A 19,578-nucleotide genomic window follows, 5' to 3' on the forward strand; every position below is an offset into this window, starting at 1 on the left:
CCTTATCAGTGGAAATTGTGGATATGACCCCGACAACGATGCCTGAAGACATCAGGCTTAGCGCGATCATCCCCTTATACAACGCCGGGGAGATGTTCAGAAACTTCATGGATTCGCTGATCGCCCAGACGCTGAGCAGCCTTGAAATCATCATTGTGAATGATGGTTCAACCGATGGTTCCGATCAGGTTGCACGAGAATATGCCGAAAAATATCCACATATTACGGTGATCAGCCAGCCTAACGGCGGCGTTTCACGCGCGCGCAATGCCGGTTTGAACATCGCCAAAGGCCGTTATGTTACCTTCCCCGATGCCGATGACATACTCAATCCGCAGATGTACCAGACGTTAATTGATATGTGTGAACAGGATGACTTAGATGTCGCACAGTGCAACGGTGAGCGTTACTTCGTCGGGTCAGAAAAAGTAAAACCGATTATTCCTGCCGATCGATTAACTTCAACGGCTGTCATGGATGGCGCAACCTGGCTTAAGACGGCTCTGGCAACCAACCGCTATCTGCATGTTGTCTGGCTCGGTGTTTATCGCCTGGCACTGATTAAGAAACATCAACTCTATTTTGAACCCGGTTTACATCATCAGGATATTCCCTGGACGACCGAAGTCATGTTCAACGCTCAGCGAGTGAGATATACCCAGAAAATACTTTATCGATATTACATCCATGGGCAGTCAATCAGTAATCAGAAACGTACCGGGATGAAAAATGTTGAGTATCAGAGGCACTATCTGAAGATAGCTAAAATGCTGGATGAACTGAATCAGCGTTATAAAAGCAAAATCAAAATCTATGCTGAGTTTCCAAGACAGGTGACGCGCGAAGCATTAACCGTGTGTCACTCCGTCCGCAGGGAGCCCGATCCTGCCGCGCAAAAGGCCATGATTGACGATATCTACTCCAGCGGCACTCGCCAGATAATGATGCGTAATGCACGCGGCCTTAAGCAGTGGTGGCAATTGTTGTTGTGGCTAAAACGCCTCCACACGCTGCGTAAACGTCTCGCCTGAAATGTTTCAGAAAGGGATGATTCTTTTACGTCTGTAACTCCGTTATAACTCATTCATAAACGAAGTTATTTATCTTTCTATATCAGCCAGATAAATAGCTTCACAGCATTCGATTCTTCACCTAGAATCAACTCACTATCTTCTAAATCAGATAATAGAATGCCTAACTCCGAAGCCAAATATGCAGCGTTCACCCCCAGAAGAATTCTGCTGGTCAAACTCCGTCATCACGGAGATATGGTGCTGACGACGCCGGTGATAAACAGGCTCCACCAACATTATCCTGATGCTGAAATTGACGTGCTTTTATATAAAGAAACACGACCAATTCTGAGCGAACATCCTGCCCTCTCCATTATTCATGTCATTGACAGAACATGGAAAAAACAAGGTATTCGCTATCAACTGCAGCAGGAGTTGCTGTTACTTAAAGCCGTGCGTGCGCGACATTATGATCTGGTCATCAACCTCGCCGATCAGTGGCGTAGCTCTCTGCTTTCGATGCTTACCGGCGCGAAGGTCAGGCTGGGCTTTGACTACAAAAAACGTCGCTCTTTTCTCTGGCGCGCAGGCCATACCCATCTGGTGACCACCGAAAACCACGGTAAATTGCATACTGTCGAGCAGAACATGTCAATTCTGTCTGCACTCGGCCTGTCTGTTGAAGATGCCCAAACGTCGATGCATTATTCAGAAAGTGATAAGGCATTCTGTCAGCAGTTGCTGAAGAAAAATAAGGTCGATGGCGGATATATTGTGATTCAGCCTACGTCGCGCTGGATTTTTAAATGCTGGGACGACGACAAATTTGCCAGTGTCATCGACGGATTAGGTGATACTGGAATGACTATCGTCATGACCGCTGGCCCTGATAAAAAAGAGCTGGAGATGGTGCGTAAGATTCAGGATCTCACACATAACCCTCAGATAATTTCTGTCGCTGGCCAGTTATCGCTGACGCAACTGGCTGCCATGATTGATGGCGCAAAGCTGTTTATCGGGGTAGATTCCGCACCGATGCACATGGCTGCGGCGTTGAACACACCTTGCGTTGCGTTATTCGGACCAACGAAAATGCAGCACTGGCGTCCGTGGGGCAACAACAACACCACAATTTGGGCCGGTGATTACGCACCACTGCCAACGCCTGATTCCATCGATACGAAAACACAGCAACGTTACCTGCATGCCATTCCGGTCAGCGATGTGCTGGATGCAGCCAGGAGTTATTTGCATGGCTGATGCGATGAAGACTATCCGGCTGGCGATCGTCAGGCAAAAATATCGCCCGGATGGCGGAGCGGAGCGCTTCATCTCCCGCGCACTTGAGGCGCTGGACGATGAGAATATCGAGTTGAATATCATTACCCGTCAGTGGGAAGGCAAACCTAATCCAAAGTGGAAAATTCACCTGTGTAATCCTGCAAAACACGGACGGGTCTCACGGGAGAAAGGCTTCGCGGTAGCGGCACAAAACTGCTGGCAAGCCGCACAGTTCGATATCGTACAAAGCCATGAGCGCATACCGGGTTGCGATATTTTTCGTGCAGGTGATGGCGCACACCGCGTCTGGCTGGAACAGCGCTCACGCGTTATCTCCCCAGCTCAGCGCTTGATCACGCGGCTCAGCCCGTATCATCGCTACGTGTTACGGGCCGAAGAAGAGATGTTTCATTCGGCACAATTGAAAAAGATCATCTGTAACTCGCAGATGGTAAAGCGCGACATCATGCGGTGCTATGGTGTGGATGCTTCCCGCTTCGAGGTTATCTATAACGCCATCGACGCTGAGAAATTTACGCCTGCAACGCAAGAGCAACGCCGCTCAGCGCGGGCAGAAATGTCGATCCCGGAACAGGCTGTCACACTGATTTATGTCGGGTCAGGTTTTGAGCGTAAAGGGCTAAAACCTGCCATTCAGGCCATAGCGTCCAGTGACCGCTATCTCATCGTCGTCGGCCAGGATAAATCACAGAAGAAATATGAATCTCTGGCGCGCCAGCTTGGATGCTTTGATCGCATCCACTTTATGGGCGTGCAAAATAACGTGCTGCCTTATTATCACGCCGCTGACGGCATGATCCTGCCAACGCTGTATGACCCGTTCCCCAATGTAATCCTCGAAGCGATGGCCTGTGGTTTGCCGGTGATCACCAGCCAGACCTGTGGCGGAGCAGAGTTCATTACTGAAGGGCGTGAGGGCTATGTTTGTGATGCCCTGGACATAGCCAGACTCACCGAATATGTGAAGAAAATCCCTTCCCGTGTGGAAAATGCCGCAATGGGCCACGCCGCCAGGGAACGCATATTGCCTTATTCACCTAAAAACCTTTCACAACAGCTGGTGGCGCTATATCACTCGCTGCTTATCTGATGACGTTTACGCAGGCATGATGAGTCGATAGCACTTATCTGATACCATGTGCCTATCTAACCGCCGGGATTATTTTCACTCTATGAAATTGACTTTCCCTAACGCAATGCCTCATAAAAAATGAATATTTTTTACAATATAATCATATATTTAATTCAGCCATTAATTTGGATCCGTTTACTGTTACGCAGCCGTAAATCACCGGCCTACCGTAAACGTTGGGCTGAACGTTATGGCTTTTGCAAAGGTAAAGTCGTTCCTGGCGGCATCATGCTGCATTCTGTCTCCGTTGGCGAAACGCTGGCGGCAATTCCTTTGGTGCGAGCCTTGCGCCATCGCTATCCGTCGTTGCCGATTACCGTCACGACCATGACGCCGACTGGCTCAGAACGCGTTCAGTCTGCGTTTGGCAAAGGCGTACATCACGTTTATCTACCCTATGATCTGGCAGGCTCGGTCAATCGCTTCCTTGATGAAGTGAACCCCAAGCTGGTTATCATCATGGAAACTGAGCTGTGGCCAAACCTCATCAGCGCCCTGCATCGTCGTAAAATCCCTCTGGTCATTGCCAATGCACGTCTTTCCGCGCGTTCAGCAAAGGGCTATCAAAAACTCGGCAAATTCATTCGCACTATTTTGCAACGGATCACTCTTATTGCCGCGCAAAATCAGGAAGACGGCGAGCGTTTCCTTTCTTTAGGCCTGAAGCGCAATCAGCTCGCCGTTACCGGCAGCCTGAAATTTGATATTTCCGTGACCCCGGAGCTGGCGGCTAAAGCCATTGCGCTGCGCAGTCAGTGGGCATCGCGCCGTCAGGTGTGGATTGCGACCAGTACGCACGAGGGTGAAGAAACCCTGTTGCTGGAAGCGCATAAAGAGTTACTAAAAACCCATCCGGCGTTGCTGCTTATACTGGTGCCGCGACACCCGGAGCGTTTCCCGGTTGCTTGTGAGCTGACCCGCAAAGCCGGTCTGACATTCACACAGCGCAGCACCGGTGAAGTCCCCTCTTCAGGGACACAGGTCGTGATCGGCGACACCATGGGCGAATTAATGTTGCTGTACGGAATCGCCGATTTAGCCTTCGTCGGTGGCAGCCTGGTTGAACGCGGTGGTCATAACCCGCTGGAAGCAGCGGCACATGCCATCCCGGTTCTGATGGGGCCGCACACCATCAACTTCAAAGATATTTGCGCCAAACTGGCTCAGGACGATGGCCTGATCACCGTCACGGATACCACATCGTTGGTGAAAGAGATTTCCACGTTGCTGACAGATGAAGACTATCGTCTCTACTACGGGCGTCACGCCGTTGAGGTGCTGCATCAGAATCAGGGAGCGCTGCAACGACTGCTGCATTTGCTGGAGCCTTACCTGCCTGTACGGGGTCATTGATGGCTGAAAAAAAACGCTTATCGGTCGTACTGATTGCACGCAACGAAGCCGGTTTATTAGCCGAATGTCTGGGATCAGTCTCCTGGGCAGATGAAATCATCCTGCTTGATTCCGGCAGTGAAGATGAGACGCTGGACGTGGCGCGCGGGTTTGGCGTAAAAGTCTTCACGAACACGGACTGGCCAGGCTTTGGTAAACAGCGCCAGCTGGCGCAAAGCCATGCTACCGGCGACTATATTTTGATGATCGATGCTGATGAACGTGTATCACCCGAACTTCGCCAGTCGATTGAAAAAATCCTGAATAACCCGCCGCAAAATACCGTGTACAGTCTTGGCCGCAGCAATTTATTCCTCGGTAAGTTTATGCGTCACAGCGGCTGGTATCCGGATCGCGTTAACCGCCTTTATCCTGCCCATTTTCGTTATAATGATGATCTTGTTCATGAATCCCTTGAGACGAAAGACGCGAAAGTCGTTCCGTTGCAGGGCGATTTGCTGCACCTGACGTGTCGTGATTTCTTCGCCTTCCAGCGTAAACAGCTCAGCTATGCCGAAGCCTGGGCCACACAGCGTCATCAACAGGGGCGTCGTTGCAGTTTCTTCTCGGTGATTTCCCATACTCTGGGCGCGTTCGTGAAAACCTGGATCCTGCGCGCCGGTTTTCTGGACGGCAAACAGGGTCTGATCCTGGCATGCGTCAATGCGCAGTATACTTTCAATAAATATGCTGCCCTGTGGGCACTCAGCCACCAACTGCAAAAGTGAGCCAGTATGAGCACTAAAGCGATTTATCCCGGCACTTTTGATCCGATGACGAATGGGCATCTCGATATCGTCAGCCGTGCAGCATTGATGTTCGATCACGTTATTCTGGCGATTGCCGCCAGCCCGAGCAAAAAACCCATGTTTACGCTAGATGAACGCGTTGCGCTGGCGACAAAGGTCACTGCGCATCTGAAGAATGTCGAAGTGATTGGTTTCAGCGATTTGATGGCGAACTTCGCTAAAGCACAAGGGGCGAATGTCCTGGTGCGTGGCTTACGTGCGGTGTCTGATTTTGAATATGAAATGCAGCTGGCGAACATGAACCGGCATTTGCTGCCGACGCTGGAAAGCGTGTTCATGATGCCTTCAAAGGAATGGTCATTTATCTCCTCTTCGCTGGTGAAAGAAGTCGCCCGTCACGGCGGAGATATCACCCCGTTCCTGCCGCAGGTCGTCACGCAGGCACTGATGGAAAAAATCAGCGCCTGAGCTCTAACCTAGCGCTGGCAGCGAGGGCAGAAAAACGTGGTACGCTGAGCATGTTTTTTGCTCTCTATCAGCGTGCCACAGACCCTGCAGGGTTCTCCTGCGCGGCCATACACCTGCAATTCCTGCGCGAAGTATCCTGGTTTCCCATCTGACTGTAAGAAGTCTTTCAACGTAGTTCCGCCCTGCTCAATCGAACGTAACAACACGGCTTTGATGGTGCTAACCAGTAACGCGGTTTCATCACGTTTTAGGGAATGCGCTGGCCTGTCAGGGGAAATTCCGGCGACAAACAGGGATTCGCTGGCGTAGATATTCCCGACGCCGACCACCAGTTTGTTATCCATTAACCACGGCTTAATCGGCGATTTCTTGCTACGTGATTTCTCAAACAGATAATCCGCAGTGAAATCCTCACTTAAAGGCTCAGGGCCGAGGTGGGACAGAACATTACTGCCTGCCAGATCGGTTGACCAAAGCCATGCGCCGAAACGACGTGGATCGGTATAGCGCAGCACATGGCCGGTATCCATCACCAAATCGACGTGATCGTGCTTACCCGGTTCGGTCTCCTCCGGCAACACTCGCAAGCTGCCCGACATCCCCAGATGAATGATAATCCAGCCAGTATTGAGCTCGACCAGCAGGTATTTGGCGCGTCGCTGAACGCTGAGAACGGGCTGATCGCTTAACGCCAGAATTTCCGCAGAGACCGGCCAGCGTAAACGCGCATTACGCACGACGGCATGCATAATCGTATGGCCTTTAAGATAGGGCTCAATCCCTCTGCGGCTGGTTTCAACTTCAGGTAATTCAGGCATATCCTCTCCCATAACAGAATCGTAATCAGAGTGTGTCGCAGACGTCCGTATCAGGCAAACAAAAGTCTTCCCTGGGCGGTATCCCGGATTTCAGGCAATAAAAAACCCGGCCGGAGCCGGGTTTTATTAATCCACTAAAATTACTTAATTTTAGCTTCTTTGTAGATCACGTGTTGACGGACAACTGGATCGAATTTCTTCAGTTCCAATTTTTCCGGCTTAGTACGCTTGTTCTTCGTAGTGGTATAGAAGTGACCAGTACCAGCAGAAGAAACCAGCTTGATCTTCTCGCGAACACCTTTAGCCATGATTCAGTTCCTTAATACTTCTCACCGCGGGTACGCAGATCGGCCAAGACCGTCTCAATACCCTTCTTATCAATAACACGCATACCTTTAGCAGATACGCGCAGAGTTACAAAGCGCTTCTCAGCCTCAACCCAAAAACGGTGTGAGTGCAGGTTTGGCAGAAAACGGCGTTTGGTCGCGTTCATTGCGTGGGAACGGTTGTTACCGCTCACCGGGCGCTTGCCAGTAACTTGGCAGACTCGGGACATGTCTATATCTCCAAAAATCAAATCAGCTCGAGCTTCGTATAGGGTATGGCCGCCTCGTCAGGCTTTTAGAGCCCATCTCAGCAAACTCCACTGAGAACCGACTCACTGTCGTCGGGTAAAAACCATTTCATCAGGTATGAAACCTGCTGAGATAGGCTCTTAACGCCAAACCCAAGATTCTCAAAGGTGGCGTAGTATACGCTCTGTAGCGTAAGTGCTCAAGTCCCGAACAGCTAAAGATCCCAAAGGATCTTCAAAAAACGACGCTAAATCCAACCACGTTCGGCAAAAGACACCGTTTCTCCGTGACCTACAACCAAATGGTCGAGAACACGAATTTCCAGCAGTTGGCACGCTCGAATAATTTGTTCAGTCACTTTTCTGTCCATCAGGCTGGGTTCAGCCCGACCGGACGGATGATTATGCGCCAGAATTAACGCTGCCGCATTAACCTTCATCGCTCCACGAACAATTTCGCGGGGATACACTTCTACGTGCCCAATAGTACCAGCAAACATCTCCTCATGGCGAATAACCCGATGCTGGTTGTCGAGAAAAAGTACCAGAAAAACCTCCCTTTCACGAAAAACCAGCAAATTCTGCAGATATTCCCTGATAATCTCTGGGCTAAGCATGGCATTTTCAGCGCTAAGGTGTCGCAGATAGGCGCGACGCGACAACTCAGAGACCGCAACCAGCTGCGCAAATTTCGCCACGCCCATACCTTTGATGCGAGACATGGCATCGAAATCTGCCATCAGCAACTTATGCAGCGAGCCAAACTCGTCGAGAAGATTCTTCGCCAGTTGCATCACATGTTGCCCACGCGAACCAATACGCAAATAAATCGCCAGCAGTTCCTGATCGGTCAATCCCTTCGCCCCCTGCTCTAATAATTTTTCGCGGGGTTTCAACGTATCTTGCCAACCGGTATGTGATTTCGTCATCCTGACTCCTTTTTCGCGGCGATTGTGCCACAGCGCCAGCACTCCTGCTTTTCGGCATCATCAGCCTGCGAGACATCACGCAGAAATTTTATTCCTCCGGATCCGGAGCATCGCCAATAGCTGTCATCATTGCGCGTTATGCTAAAATGTCGCTTCTTCAGGCTTTCAATTAATCGGACAATGATGATGACGGGACTTTCCGGCAAACATATTGTGCTCGGTATCAGCGGTGGTATCGCTGCCTATAAAGCACCAGAACTGGTACGTCGCTTACGTGAGCGGGGCGCAGAAGTGCGCGTAGTCATGACGGATGCGGCGAAATCTTTTGTGACGCCGCTGAGCCTGCAGGCCGTTTCCGGTTATCCGGTGTCTGATGACCTGCTTGATCCCGCGGCCGAAGCGGCGATGGGGCATATTGAGTTAGGCAAATGGGCGGACTTAGTGCTGATCGCCCCGGCCACGGCAGATTTACTGGCACGCATGGCGGCCGGTATGGCCAATGACCTGCTGACGACAGTGTGTCTGGCAACCGCAGCACCCATTGCAGCGCTACCGGCAATGAACCAGCAAATGTACCGCGCCGCTGTCACGCAGGAAAATCTGCAAAGACTTGCTGCCAGAGGCACCTTATTATGGGGTCCGGACAGCGGCAGTCAGGCCTGTGGCGATGTTGGTCCGGGACGAATGCTTGATCCGCTGGTAATTGTCGATATGGCCAACAGCCATTTCTCCTCCCGTAAAGATTTAACGCATCTGAACATCATGGTGACCGCGGGCCCGACGCGCGAAGCGTTGGATCCGGTACGCTTCATCAGTAATCACAGTTCAGGAAAGATGGGTTTTGCCATTGCCAAAGCCGCTGCCGATCGCGGTGCGCAAGTCACGCTCATCGCTGGACCAGTAACGCAACCCACGCCTGCTAATGTTCACCGTATTGATGTGGAAAGTGCGCTGGAAATGCAAAAAGCCGTCCAGAATTCAGCGGGCTCGCAGCATATTTTCATCTCCTGCGCCGCGGTTGCGGACTACCGCGCAGAACTCATTGCGGATGAGAAGATCAAAAAACAAGGTGATGAAATCACTGTGAAAATGATCAAGAACCCGGACATCGTGGCCGGCGTTGCCGCGATGACTAAGCAACGGCCCTACGTCGTTGGGTTTGCCGCCGAAACCCAGAATGTGGAAGAATACGCGCGGCAAAAAAGGATCCGCAAAAATCTGGATCTGATCTGCGCCAACGACGTTTCACTTGCCGGGCAAGGTTTCAATACTGATACCAATGCCCTGCATCTTTTTTGGCAGGACGGGGATAAAATCTTACCGCTTAGTGATAAGTCCCTGCTTGGTCAACGTTTATTAGAAGAGATTGTCAGCCGTTATGATGAAAAAAATCGACATTAAAATTCTCGACCCGCACATCGGTTCGACTTTCCCTTTACCTGCCTACGCCACGCCAGGTTCCGCAGGTCTGGATTTACGCGCCTGTCTGGATGCTTCTGTTGAACTGAAACCCGGCGAAACCACGCTTTTGCCAACCGGTCTGGCTATCCACATTGGTGATGCAAATCTGGCGGCGGTGATCCTGCCACGTTCGGGCCTGGGTCATAAACACGGCGTAGTTCTTGGCAATCTGGTGGGGCTTATCGACTCCGATTATCAGGGCCAGCTGATGGTTTCTGTATGGAATCGCGGGCAGACAATGTTTGTGATCGAGCCGGGTGAGCGTATTGCTCAAATGGTCTTTGTGCCTGTCGTTCAGGCTGAATTCAATCTGGTGGAAGATTTTGACGCCAGTGAACGCGGTGAAGGTGGTTTTGGCCACTCCGGCCGTCAATAAGAACCTGTTCAGCACCGCAGATTTTGACGCGATATTGAACAGATCCTTATCACTATCAGACCGTAACAACCCAAGGGAACGAAATAAGCCGCAGGATCACAGCGATTCATGCGGCAGTTGTGCGGTTTCTCCATGATTTTAGCCGTTTTTTAGCAAGGGTCTATTCAGACATGGCAGAGAAAGAAACGACAAAAAGGAACCGGCGCGAAGAGATTTTGCAGGCGTTAGCGCAAATGCTTCAGTCCAGCGATGGCAGCCAGCGGATCACCACCGCGAAACTGGCCGCCAGCGTGGGTGTTTCGGAAGCAGCTCTTTATCGTCATTTTCCAAGTAAAACGCGGATGTTCGACAGCTTAATTGAGTTTATCGAAGACAGCCTGATCAGCCGTATCAATCTCATCCTGCAAGATGAAAAGGATACGTTAAACCGGATCCGTCTGATTTTGCTGTTGGTATTGGGGTTTGCAGAACGCAATCCTGGCCTGACACGTATTATGACCGGTCACGCATTGATGTTCGAACAGGACCGCCTGCAGGGCCGTATTAATCAGCTTTTTGAGCGGATTGAAGCACAGCTGCGTCAGGTTTTACGGGAGAAGAAAATGCGCGAAGGCAGCGGATTTACGAACGATGAAACGCTGCTTGCCAGCCAGTTACTGGCTTACTGCGAAGGTATGTTGTCGCGGTTTGTGCGTTCAGAGTTCAAGTATCGTCCCACGCAGGACTTTGATGCCCGCTGGCCGCTTATCTCATCGCAGCTGCAATAGGGTTAGTCATCAGAGATTGAAAAAGGGCCGGAAGGCCCTTTTCCTTTCTGCAAAATCTTATATGCCGTAGGTTTGCTGATACGCGCGCACAGCGGCCAGATGATCAGCCATTTCCGTTTTTTCTTCCAGATAGTCGATCAGATCTGCCAGCGTAATAATGGAAATCACTTTGCAGTGATAATCACGTTCCACTTCCTGAATAGCAGAGATATCCGCACGTCCGCGTTCCTGACGATCGAGAGAAATCAGTACGCCCGCCAGCGTGGCGTTATTCGCATTGATGATTTCCATGGACTCACGGATGGCTGTCCCGGCGGTGATGACATCATCAACCAGCATGACGCGCCCCTGCAACGGACTGCCGACCAGCAAGCCACCTTCGCCATGATCTTTGGCTTCTTTACGGTTGAAACAATACGGCACATCGCGTTCATGATGCTCGGCCAGCGCAACCACCGTGGTCGTCGCGATCGGAATACCTTTGTAGGCCGGGCCAAACACTAAATCGAAATCAATTTTAGAATCCATCAATGCTTCGGCATAAAAACGTCCCAGCAACGCCAGATCGCGGCCGGTATTAAACAGACCGGCATTGAAGAAGTAAGGACTGATGCGCCCGGACTTCAGGGTGAATTCGCCGAATTTCAAAACCTGCTTGTTCAGTGCGAACTCAATAAATTGGCGCTGATAGGCTTTCATTGATGGACTCCTTGATAAGATCGTGTTTCTGACATCGTCAGCCCGCAGGCCATAAAAAAGGCGACTTCTCAGTCGCCTTAAAAAATTATTCCGCCAGCGCCGCTTTCTGCGCCTGGAAGATAGTGTTGATTCCCTCTCGTGCGAGGGCCAGTAAATTGAGCAACTCTTCATGACTGAACGGTTCGCCTTCGGCGGTGCCCTGCACTTCAATCATGCGGCCATCTTCCATCATCACCACATTCATGTCGGTTTCAGCGGCGGAGTCTTCGACATACTCAAGATCGCATAACGCTTCACCTTTTACGATACCCACAGATACCGCAGCTACCATACCTTTCATCGGGTTGGCTTTCAGTTTGCCCGCAGCAACCAAAGCATTCAGCGCATCCGCCAGTGCGACACAGGCGCCGGAAATAGACGCGGTGCGCGTACCACCGTCAGCTTGTAACACATCGCAGTCAAGCGTAATGGTGAATTCACCCAGTTTTTTCAGATCTACCGCCGCGCGAAGCGAACGGGCAATCAAACGCTGGATTTCCAGAGTACGGCCACCCTGCTTACCTTTGGCGGCTTCACGCGGATTACGGGTGTGTGTAGAACGCGGCAACATGCCGTACTCGGCAGTGATCCAACCCTGCCCCTGGCCTTTAAGAAAACGCGGAACACCTTCTTCCACCGTCGCGGTACACAGCACTTTGGTCTCACCAAACTCCACCAGCACGGAACCTTCAGCGTGTTTAGTGTAATGGCGGGTCAGTGTTACGGGGCGCACTTGTTGTGCAGTTCGGCCTGCTGGACGCATGGATAATACTCCGGGTCGCGAAATCGTGTTTGGCTGCGCATTATACCCAAAATCATTCGAGTTGCATCAAGGCGGCAAATGCAGAGGCAGCTTTAAAGATCACGGGGATATACGGACTTCATGAGGTAATGCCTATCATGCCCCGCCCACCGAAGCTATAATCGCTCCATCTTTACATTAACAGGTACGCATACATGATTCGTAGTATGACCGCTTATGCCCGACGCGAAATTAAGGGTGACTGGGGCAGCGCAGCGTGGGAACTCCGCTCTGTAAACCAACGTTATCTTGAAACTTATATCCGTCTTCCGGAACAATTCCGCAGCCTGGAGCCGGTCGTGCGCGAGCGCATTCGTGCCCGTCTGACCCGTGGTAAAGTCGAATGTAACCTGCGTTTTGATCTCGATCCTGGCGCACAAAGCTCATTGCAGCTCAATGAAAAACTGGCTAAGCAATTGGTTGAAGCGGCGCAGTGGGTGAAAATGCAGAGCGACGAAGGCGAAATCAATCCGCTGGAAGTTCTGCGCTGGCCGGGCGTGATGCTGGCCGAAGAACAGGATCTGGACGCTATCAGCACCGAATTGCTGTTGGCACTGGAATCCGCACTGGATGATTTCATCGCTGCCCGCGAAAGCGAAGGTGCTGCACTAAAAGTCATGATCGAGCAACGTCTTGACGGCGTCAGTGCCGAAGTACTGAAAGTTCGCGCCCATATGCCAAATATTCTGCAATGGCAGCGTGAACGCCTGGTCAGCAAACTGGAAGACGCACAGGTTCAACTGGAAAACACCCGTCTGGAACAAGAATTAGTGCTGATGGCTCAGCGTGTTGATGTCGCCGAAGAGCTGGACCGGCTGGAAGCGCACGTCAAAGAAACGCACAAAATAATGAAGAAAGAAGAAGCGGTTGGCCGACGTCTTGATTTCATGATGCAGGAATTTAACCGCGAGTCGAACACGCTGGCATCTAAATCAATCAATGCCGATGTCACTACATCTGCAATCGAGCTGAAAGTCCTGATCGAACAAATGCGCGAACAGATTCAGAACATCGAATAAATCGCTTTTCTGGTGCAATAAAAAACGCCTCCCGTCGGCATGACCAGAGGCGTTTTTTTATACTCTGCCAGAGGAAGGAATTAAGCTTCCCAGCGCTTGAGCAATACGCAGGCATTCACGCCGCCGAAACCGAAACCGTTCGACAAAGCATAGGTAATGCCGTGCTTTTGGGCAGTATTACCGATGATGTTCAGGCCGGCAGCGGCTTCATCTTTGTTTTCCAGATTCAGCGTTGGCGGAACAATTTGATCACGGATAGCCAGAATGGTGAAGATGGTTTCCAGCCCCCCCGCCGCACCCAGCAGATGGCCAGTCGCGGATTTGGTAGAAGTCACTGCCAGTTTGCCATCAGTACCGAACAGGGTTTTGATCGCATTGATTTCACCGAGATCACCTACCGGAGTAGAGGTCGCGTGTGCATTCAAATGCTGCACGTCTGAGGGCTGAATACCGGCCTGACGCAAAGCGATTTTCATCGCACGGCCCGCGCCGTTACCGTCTTCCGCCCCAGACGTCATGTGATAAGCATCGCCGCTTGTACCGTAACCTACGATCTCAGCCAGGATTGTGGCACCACGCGCTTTCGCATGTTCCAGTTCTTCGATGACCAGCATACCGGCGCCTTCACCCATGATGAAACCATCACGGCCGCTGTCGAATGGACGGGATGCTTTCTCAGGATGATCGGTGTGACCGGCAGACATCGCCTTAGCCGCAGCAAAACCACCAAGGCTGACAGTATCAATCGCCGCTTCAGCGCCGCCACAGAGGGCAACATCGGCTTCATCGTTACGAATCAAACGCACGGCATCGCCGATAGCCTGAACACCAGCAGCACAAGCGGTAACCGGTGCGCCGATCGGGCCTTTGAACTGATGCTTAATAGAGACCTGACCCGCAGCCAGATTCACCAGGAATGAAGGAATGGTGAAGGGCGATAAGCGTTTGGCACCACGGCTGTCATTCGTACGCACCGCGTGTGCAATGGCCGGGAAACCACCGATACCAGAACCGATTACGGTCGCCGTACGTTCCTGCTGTTCAGCAGTTTCCGCTTTCCAACCCGCATTAGTAATGGCCATATCTGCTGCTGCCATCGCGAACAGAATGAAACGGTCCATTTTTTTCTGGTCTTTCGGTACGACAAACAGATCCGGATCGAAACCAGACTCGGGGTCCTGTTCTTTAGTTTGCACCTGACCACCAATTTTGACGGTCAGTGTTTCAACAATCTCTTCCGGCAATACACGGATACCAGACTGACCGGCCAGCAGGCGCTTCCAGATAGTTTCGATATCACAGCCCAGAGGACTCACAGCCCCCATCCCGGTAATAACCACTCGACGATGAGTCATAAAATGTTCCTCTCTGTCCGTTAATGCATACGTTTTTGCAGGGACTTTCAGAAGTCCGGCAGAAACAGGTTTCTATAAAGGCTGACAGTATGTGACGAATTACGGTTTTGTAAACCCGTAACCAAAAAATTTGTTGCCACTATTTTGCCAGACTGCGTAAGACCAGACTGGTGATTGCGGTTACACGCTCTTCCAGTTGCTCAGGCGTTTTTTGCTCCAGCAGCAGCGGATGTGAGAACGGCGTCGTCACAGTAGTGATCGCCATACACACCTCGTCAAGCGGGGTTTTACGCTCAAACTCCCCGGACTCACGACCGTCTGTAACGACTTTCTCGACGATGTTATACATCATAGCCCGATGATTTAGCGTTGATTTCCACTGCTGTGCAGAGGCTGTTGCAGCCAGATCGTGCAACTTTCTGTCCTGAAAGAAGAGATCAAGACTACGCGTAAGCAGTGTTTTAAAAATGGATCGCAGGCGCAGAGTGGCACTTTGATTGCTTTCCGCGATTAGCAATAAGGCCTGATCTATCTGACCTACGCGCTGAGAACAAATCGCCTCACCAATCGCCTGTTTTGATTCAAAAAATTTATAAATATAGGCACTCGAAACGCCGATGGACTTTGCCAGATCGGCCACGGAAGTTTTGGCATAACCGTAAAGTCGAAAATGCTCGAATGCTGCATTAATGATTTGCTCACGCCGTTCATGTTCGGGAGGTCCACGCTGAGTTAACGCAACCGGAATATCGGATTTCATAAACTCCTCCGGATAGGTAAATCAATTCATCGGTGTGTGAGTTAGTAACGATTATACATATTCGTCACCAATAAGCTGTAGATTTTGACCAAGGCGGGGTATCGAACATTTGCTTCAAACACCAATTAAGAACAGTAAACAGCTAAGTGTTTACGATTTTTCTAATCTAAAATAAGTCAGTGGTGTACAAATTCCTTTTGCAATGCATGATTGGACATCATTTCACATTAGTTTTACTAACTTCAAATCCAATGCAGAAGAAAAAATCAGTCGAGAGGAATTGAAAATCTCATTACTCTACGCGGCTACTGTTTTCTCCTTTTTCCTGACACGTCTGGCGCATACACATGTTACTCACTGTTCTTTATATTATTGGGATCACAGCAGAGGCCATGACCGGTGCTCTGGCTGCCGGACGGCGCAAAATGGACTCCTTTGGCGTCATCATTATCGCCTCTGCCACGGCGATTGGCGGAGGCTCTGTGCGCGATATGTTGCTAGGTCACTACCCGCTCGGATGGGTCAAACACCCGGAATACATTGTCATTGTTGCCGTAGCCGCGATTATGACCACCTGGCTTGCGCCCCTGATGCAGCATTTACGCCGACTCTTTTTGGTGCTTGATGCACTAGGTCTGGTGGTGTTCTCAATTATCGGGACACAGGTCGCGCTCGATATGGGCCATGGCGCCATTATCGCTTCCGTCAGTGCAGTGATAACCGGCGTATTTGGTGGCGTACTGCGGGATATGATGTGTAACCAGATCCCGCTGGTATTCCAGAAGGAAATTTACGCGGGTATTTCATTCGCTTCGGCCTGGGTATACATCGGCCTGCAATATTTCTCCCTGCCACATAACCTGGTGATCATCATTACGCTACTGGTTGGCTTCGTTGCCCGCCTTATAGCCCTGCGATTCCGCCTTGGGTTGCCCGTCTTTAACTATCCGCATTCCGACCATTAGTAATGGCTGTCGTACGTTGTCCGTCACTGAAAGGCGGGGAGTTGTGCACGTTTCAACCCGTCTGCCAGTGCGGAAATTTGCGGATGGTGGATAAATGCCAATACCTGTGAGGTGCGTTTTTTCCCGATACCCGCAGTCATCTCCCAGTCTTGAGCTGTAAGATGTTTAAGCTGACTCCACGTTTGCTGTTGCTGCGCAAATGTCAGGGCAAACGACGGGAAACCTAGCGCAGATAGCCAGCCCCGGAAGCTTTTCTCCCGCACCAGTTCAATCTGCGCCATCAGTTTTTGCGCCTGTTTGATACCGATGCCCGGAACTGCCGATATTTCTTTTTCATTCAATGTGAGCCAGCCAGTTAATGAGTTAAGCGGAATGCCATCCAATAGCTTTTGCCATGTCGCTCCCCCAAAGCCCGCCATATCAAGCCCTTCAGGGCCACTCAGCCAGATTAATCGTGAGAGAAACTGCGCCTTACAGCCTTGCTCGGGGATAAAACAGGTCAGCGAGTTAAACGACTGAGGATCTGGTAAAACTACGTCGGGCCGCTCGCTTACCCGCCATACCACTTCATCCAGCCTTGGAATCCCCTGACCGGCCAGCGTAATAGCTACCTGATCCCCGACAAGCACATCCCATTGTTTGAAACGGGAGATGGAACCCACATTCACTTTGCTTACCCACTTATCATCCAGTTTTAGCGCTTTGAGATTCAGAATGACCGTTACCTTTCCGCTGCGCCCGGTCGTCGTGGTAATTCCTGAAACTTCCGTGAGTTGTCGGGCTGGTGGATATTTCCATGCCACCGCCCAGGTAGCAGGCTTGTTCTGCCAGTATTTTCCTGCGGGCTCCTCCTCCTGACGGATAACAACTCCATCGGTCGCAAAAGGCAATGACTGTGCAAACCAGATATCGCGCCATTTCGCGACGTCATCCACCGAACTCACCGGAAGAGTAAATTCTGAAACAACAGGGAACCCGAACTGACTCAGTCGCTGAAGATGATCGGGCATCACTGCGGGGCCGTCTGGCCATGACCAGATAAACACGCCCATTTGATTCAGCAACTCCGTGGCGGAACTACGCATCATTGCGCCAGCCACTTTGGATCTCGCATTTACGCCGCCCTCAGCACTTTGATGATGACCCGTCATCTTCAGATACAGCTCGCCCTGCAACACCAGTTCAGGGCTGATGTCTGCTATCTTAAGAGGTATTGAAGATATAAAAGCCGCTTTGGTCGTCCAGTTTTGACCTTTCAGACCATCGCCGCGGCTGAGTAAAGCGGCAAGTTGCCCATACCGATATACCAGCGAGACGGCAACGCCGTCGATTTTGGGTTGGACCCAGAGATTTTTGCGCCCGCGCATCCAGTTCGAAACGTCTTGTTTGTCACGCAACTTACTCAGTCCGGTATGGGCAACAGGATGAGCATAAACCGCGTCATCACCGCCTGGAACAGCCATGAGCGGGACGGATTGACCAGCACATTGCAGCCAAAATAGTTGTTTCTGGCGTAAATTATCGTAAACCGCATCCTCAATCGGGCTGCTACCCGACTGATGATAATCCTTATCCCACTTCGCCAACTGTGTTGTGAGCTGGCGGGTTTCCTGAGTCAGGCGCGCTGATGACCATGCGGGACATGCCTTTGGCGAAAAATCACCGGCGACAGAATAAAATGATAAAAACATCAGACTGATAATGAAACGGCGCATAGGCACCTCCTTGTGGATGCAAGTAAACGCCGGTGACTTTTTTCCTGCCAGTACCACTTTTCATGATTGCGCGATGCCTTCCCGGTTATTTCATTTGTTACAGCAACGGCAAGAAATTTTGGAATACAGCGCGGAAATCCATAAAGAAGGGCTATTTTCTGTTGCGAAGTTGCGATGAAATACGACTGGACGCTGCACCAGATGCGGCGAGCGTGTATACTGTGCGAGAGATCACTCTTCGCATACTTCCTATCAACCCATTCAGTTGAAACGTCATCATCATGGTTCAAGGCACGCTGTATATCATCTCCGCTCCTAGTGGAGCAGGTAAATCAAGTCTGATTCAGGCTTTACTTAAAACGCAACCGCTCTACGACACACAGGTTTCTATTTCACACACTACCCGTTCAGAACGTCCGGGCGAGAAACATGGCGAGCACTATTTCTTTATCTCAAAAGAAGAATTTCTTGAGATGATCGAAAAAGATGATTTCTTAGAGCATGCCGAAGTTTTCGGTAATTATTACGGAACTTCACGTGTCACCATTGAGCAGATCTTAGCGTCTGGCGTGGATGTTTTTCTGGATATTGACTGGCAGGGTGCTCAGCAAATCCGCAAAAAAATGCCGCAGGCGCGCAGTATTTTCGTGCTGCCGCCGTCGAAAGATGAACTTGACCGCCGCCTCCGTGGCCGTGGTCAGGACAGCGAAGAAGTGATCGCAAAACGTATGGCACAAGCTGTGGCAGAAATGACGCACTATGCCGAGTACGATTATTTAATCGTGAATGATGATTTTGATCTGGCTCTGTCGGATTTAAAAACCATTATTCGCGCCGAACGTCTTCGTCTGAGCCGTCAAAAACTCCGTCATGACGGATTAATCACCAAACTATTGGCAGACTGAAGTCACTTTCAGTATTATGCCCAGTCTTTCGTCACCCTGTGGAGTAGCACATATATGGCACGCGTAACTGTTCAAGACGCTGTAGAAAAAATTGGTAACCGTTTTGACCTGGTGTTGGTGGCTGCTCGTCGCGCACGCCAGCTGCAATCTGGTGGTAAAGATCCACTGGTCGCTGAAGAAAATGACAAGGTCACCGTTATCGCTCTGCGCGAAATCGAAGAAGGCCTGATCACGAACAAAATCCTTGATGTTCGCGATCGTCAGGAACAGCAAGAGCAGGAAGCCGCAGAGATTCAGGCAGTCACTGCCATCGCTGAAGGTCGTCGTTAATTAACGAA

General features: G+C 50.8%; 22 protein-coding genes. 13 read left to right on the forward strand and 9 right to left on the reverse strand.

What is annotated here, in order from left to right:
• The first annotated feature begins 23 nt into the window (after positions 1-23).
• The 6 genes from GE278_20905 to coaD all read left to right on the forward strand — a co-directional run bounded on the left by GE278_20905 (position 24) and on the right by coaD (position 6,056).
• Positions 24-1,031 carry a glycosyltransferase gene (locus tag GE278_20905; GenBank protein ID QLK63061.1) on the forward strand — a complete coding sequence of 336 codons (1,008 nt, stop codon included), beginning with the start codon at positions 24-26 and terminating at the stop codon, positions 1,029-1,031.
• A gap of 159 nt (positions 1,032-1,190) precedes the next feature.
• Positions 1,191-2,273 carry a putative lipopolysaccharide heptosyltransferase III gene (gene rfaQ / locus GE278_20910; protein ID QLK63062.1) on the forward strand — a complete coding sequence of 361 codons (1,083 nt, stop codon included), beginning with the start codon at positions 1,191-1,193 and terminating at the stop codon, positions 2,271-2,273.
• 4 nt (positions 2,274-2,277) lie between these two features.
• Positions 2,278-3,405, forward strand: a complete 1,128-nt coding sequence (locus GE278_20915; protein ID QLK63367.1) for a glycosyltransferase — start codon at positions 2,278-2,280, stop codon at positions 3,403-3,405.
• A gap of 120 nt (positions 3,406-3,525) precedes the next feature.
• Positions 3,526-4,800: a 3-deoxy-D-manno-octulosonic acid transferase gene (locus GE278_20920; protein QLK63063.1), complete on the forward strand. Its 1,275-nt coding sequence runs from the start codon at positions 3,526-3,528 to the stop codon at positions 4,798-4,800.
• Complete coding sequence (locus GE278_20925) at positions 4,800-5,567, forward strand: glycosyltransferase (GenBank protein QLK63064.1); 768 nt, start codon at positions 4,800-4,802, stop codon at positions 5,565-5,567. The genes GE278_20920 and GE278_20925 overlap by 1 nt, the downstream gene beginning before the upstream one ends.
• Positions 5,568-5,573: 6 nt before the next feature.
• Positions 5,574-6,056 carry a pantetheine-phosphate adenylyltransferase gene (gene coaD / locus GE278_20930; protein ID QLK63065.1) on the forward strand — a complete coding sequence of 161 codons (483 nt, stop codon included), beginning with the start codon at positions 5,574-5,576 and terminating at the stop codon, positions 6,054-6,056.
• A gap of 8 nt (positions 6,057-6,064) precedes the next feature.
• Here coaD and mutM read toward each other — a convergent pair whose 3' ends face one another.
• From mutM to radC, 4 genes are all read right to left on the reverse strand, one after another.
• Positions 6,065-6,874, reverse strand: a complete 810-nt coding sequence (gene mutM, locus GE278_20935) for a bifunctional DNA-formamidopyrimidine glycosylase/DNA-(apurinic or apyrimidinic site) lyase (protein ID QLK63066.1) — start codon at positions 6,872-6,874, stop codon at positions 6,065-6,067.
• Between the two features lie 140 nt (positions 6,875-7,014).
• The gene (gene rpmG, locus GE278_20940; GenBank protein QLK63067.1) at positions 7,015-7,182 is read right to left on the reverse strand and encodes a 50S ribosomal protein L33; all 168 of its coding nucleotides are present in this window, start codon (positions 7,180-7,182) and stop codon (positions 7,015-7,017) included.
• 11 nt (positions 7,183-7,193) lie between these two features.
• Entirely contained in the window at positions 7,194-7,430 is a 237-nt protein-coding gene (gene rpmB, locus GE278_20945) for a 50S ribosomal protein L28 (GenBank protein ID QLK63068.1), read from the reverse strand.
• Positions 7,431-7,696: 266 nt separating this feature from the next.
• Positions 7,697-8,377: a DNA repair protein RadC gene (radC, locus tag GE278_20950; protein ID QLK63069.1), complete on the reverse strand. Its 681-nt coding sequence runs from the start codon at positions 8,375-8,377 to the stop codon at positions 7,697-7,699.
• Between the two features lie 186 nt (positions 8,378-8,563).
• On the opposite strand from radC, the gene coaBC reads away from it, so the two are divergent.
• The 3 genes from coaBC to slmA all read left to right on the forward strand — a co-directional run bounded on the left by coaBC (position 8,564) and on the right by slmA (position 10,981).
• Positions 8,564-9,778 carry a bifunctional phosphopantothenoylcysteine decarboxylase/phosphopantothenate--cysteine ligase CoaBC gene (gene coaBC, locus GE278_20955; GenBank protein QLK63369.1) on the forward strand — a complete coding sequence of 405 codons (1,215 nt, stop codon included), beginning with the start codon at positions 8,564-8,566 and terminating at the stop codon, positions 9,776-9,778.
• Positions 9,759-10,214, forward strand: a complete 456-nt coding sequence (locus tag GE278_20960; GenBank protein QLK63368.1) for a dUTP diphosphatase — start codon at positions 9,759-9,761, stop codon at positions 10,212-10,214. Before coaBC ends, GE278_20960 begins: the two co-directional genes overlap by 20 nt.
• A gap of 170 nt (positions 10,215-10,384) precedes the next feature.
• Positions 10,385-10,981, forward strand: a complete 597-nt coding sequence (slmA, locus tag GE278_20965; protein ID QLK63070.1) for a nucleoid occlusion factor SlmA — start codon at positions 10,385-10,387, stop codon at positions 10,979-10,981.
• A 57-nt stretch (positions 10,982-11,038) separates the two neighbouring features.
• Here the strand turns inward: slmA and pyrE are convergent, their stop codons facing one another.
• A complete protein-coding gene (pyrE, locus tag GE278_20970; GenBank protein QLK63071.1) occupies positions 11,039-11,680 on the reverse strand; it encodes an orotate phosphoribosyltransferase in 642 nt (213 codons plus the stop codon).
• Between the two features lie 85 nt (positions 11,681-11,765).
• On the reverse strand, positions 11,766-12,482 hold the full coding sequence (locus GE278_20975) for a ribonuclease PH (protein QLK63072.1): 717 nt from the start codon (positions 12,480-12,482) through the stop codon (positions 11,766-11,768).
• 194 nt (positions 12,483-12,676) lie between these two features.
• Between GE278_20975 and GE278_20980 the strand changes: the two genes are divergently transcribed.
• Positions 12,677-13,540, forward strand: coding sequence for a YicC family protein (locus GE278_20980; GenBank protein QLK63073.1), 864 nt, complete (start codon positions 12,677-12,679; stop codon positions 13,538-13,540).
• A gap of 80 nt (positions 13,541-13,620) precedes the next feature.
• Here GE278_20980 and fabF read toward each other — a convergent pair whose 3' ends face one another.
• Positions 13,621-14,895 carry a beta-ketoacyl-ACP synthase II gene (fabF, locus tag GE278_20985; protein ID QLK63074.1) on the reverse strand — a complete coding sequence of 425 codons (1,275 nt, stop codon included), beginning with the start codon at positions 14,893-14,895 and terminating at the stop codon, positions 13,621-13,623.
• A gap of 139 nt (positions 14,896-15,034) precedes the next feature.
• On the reverse strand, positions 15,035-15,655 hold the full coding sequence (locus GE278_20990) for a TetR family transcriptional regulator (protein QLK63075.1): 621 nt from the start codon (positions 15,653-15,655) through the stop codon (positions 15,035-15,037).
• 347 nt (positions 15,656-16,002) lie between these two features.
• Between GE278_20990 and GE278_20995 the strand changes: the two genes are divergently transcribed.
• On the forward strand, positions 16,003-16,620 hold the full coding sequence (locus GE278_20995; GenBank protein QLK63076.1) for a trimeric intracellular cation channel family protein: 618 nt from the start codon (positions 16,003-16,005) through the stop codon (positions 16,618-16,620).
• 23 nt (positions 16,621-16,643) lie between these two features.
• Here GE278_20995 and ligB read toward each other — a convergent pair whose 3' ends face one another.
• Positions 16,644-18,335 (reverse strand): NAD-dependent DNA ligase LigB, encoded by a 1,692-nt coding sequence (gene ligB / locus GE278_21000; protein QLK63077.1) that lies wholly within the window; start codon positions 18,333-18,335, stop codon positions 16,644-16,646.
• A 281-nt stretch (positions 18,336-18,616) separates the two neighbouring features.
• Here ligB and GE278_21005 point away from each other — a divergent pair, with 281 nt between their 5' ends.
• Together GE278_21005 and rpoZ are read left to right on the forward strand one after the other, a co-directional pair.
• Complete coding sequence (locus tag GE278_21005) at positions 18,617-19,240, forward strand: guanylate kinase (protein ID QLK63078.1); 624 nt, start codon at positions 18,617-18,619, stop codon at positions 19,238-19,240.
• Between the two features lie 54 nt (positions 19,241-19,294).
• On the forward strand, positions 19,295-19,570 hold the full coding sequence (gene rpoZ, locus GE278_21010; protein QLK63079.1) for a DNA-directed RNA polymerase subunit omega: 276 nt from the start codon (positions 19,295-19,297) through the stop codon (positions 19,568-19,570).
• The last annotated feature ends 8 nt before the right edge of the window (positions 19,571-19,578 follow it).

Source organism: Enterobacteriaceae bacterium Kacie_13, from assembly GCA_013457415.1.
Taxonomy (GTDB): domain Bacteria; phylum Pseudomonadota; class Gammaproteobacteria; order Enterobacterales; family Enterobacteriaceae; genus Rahnella.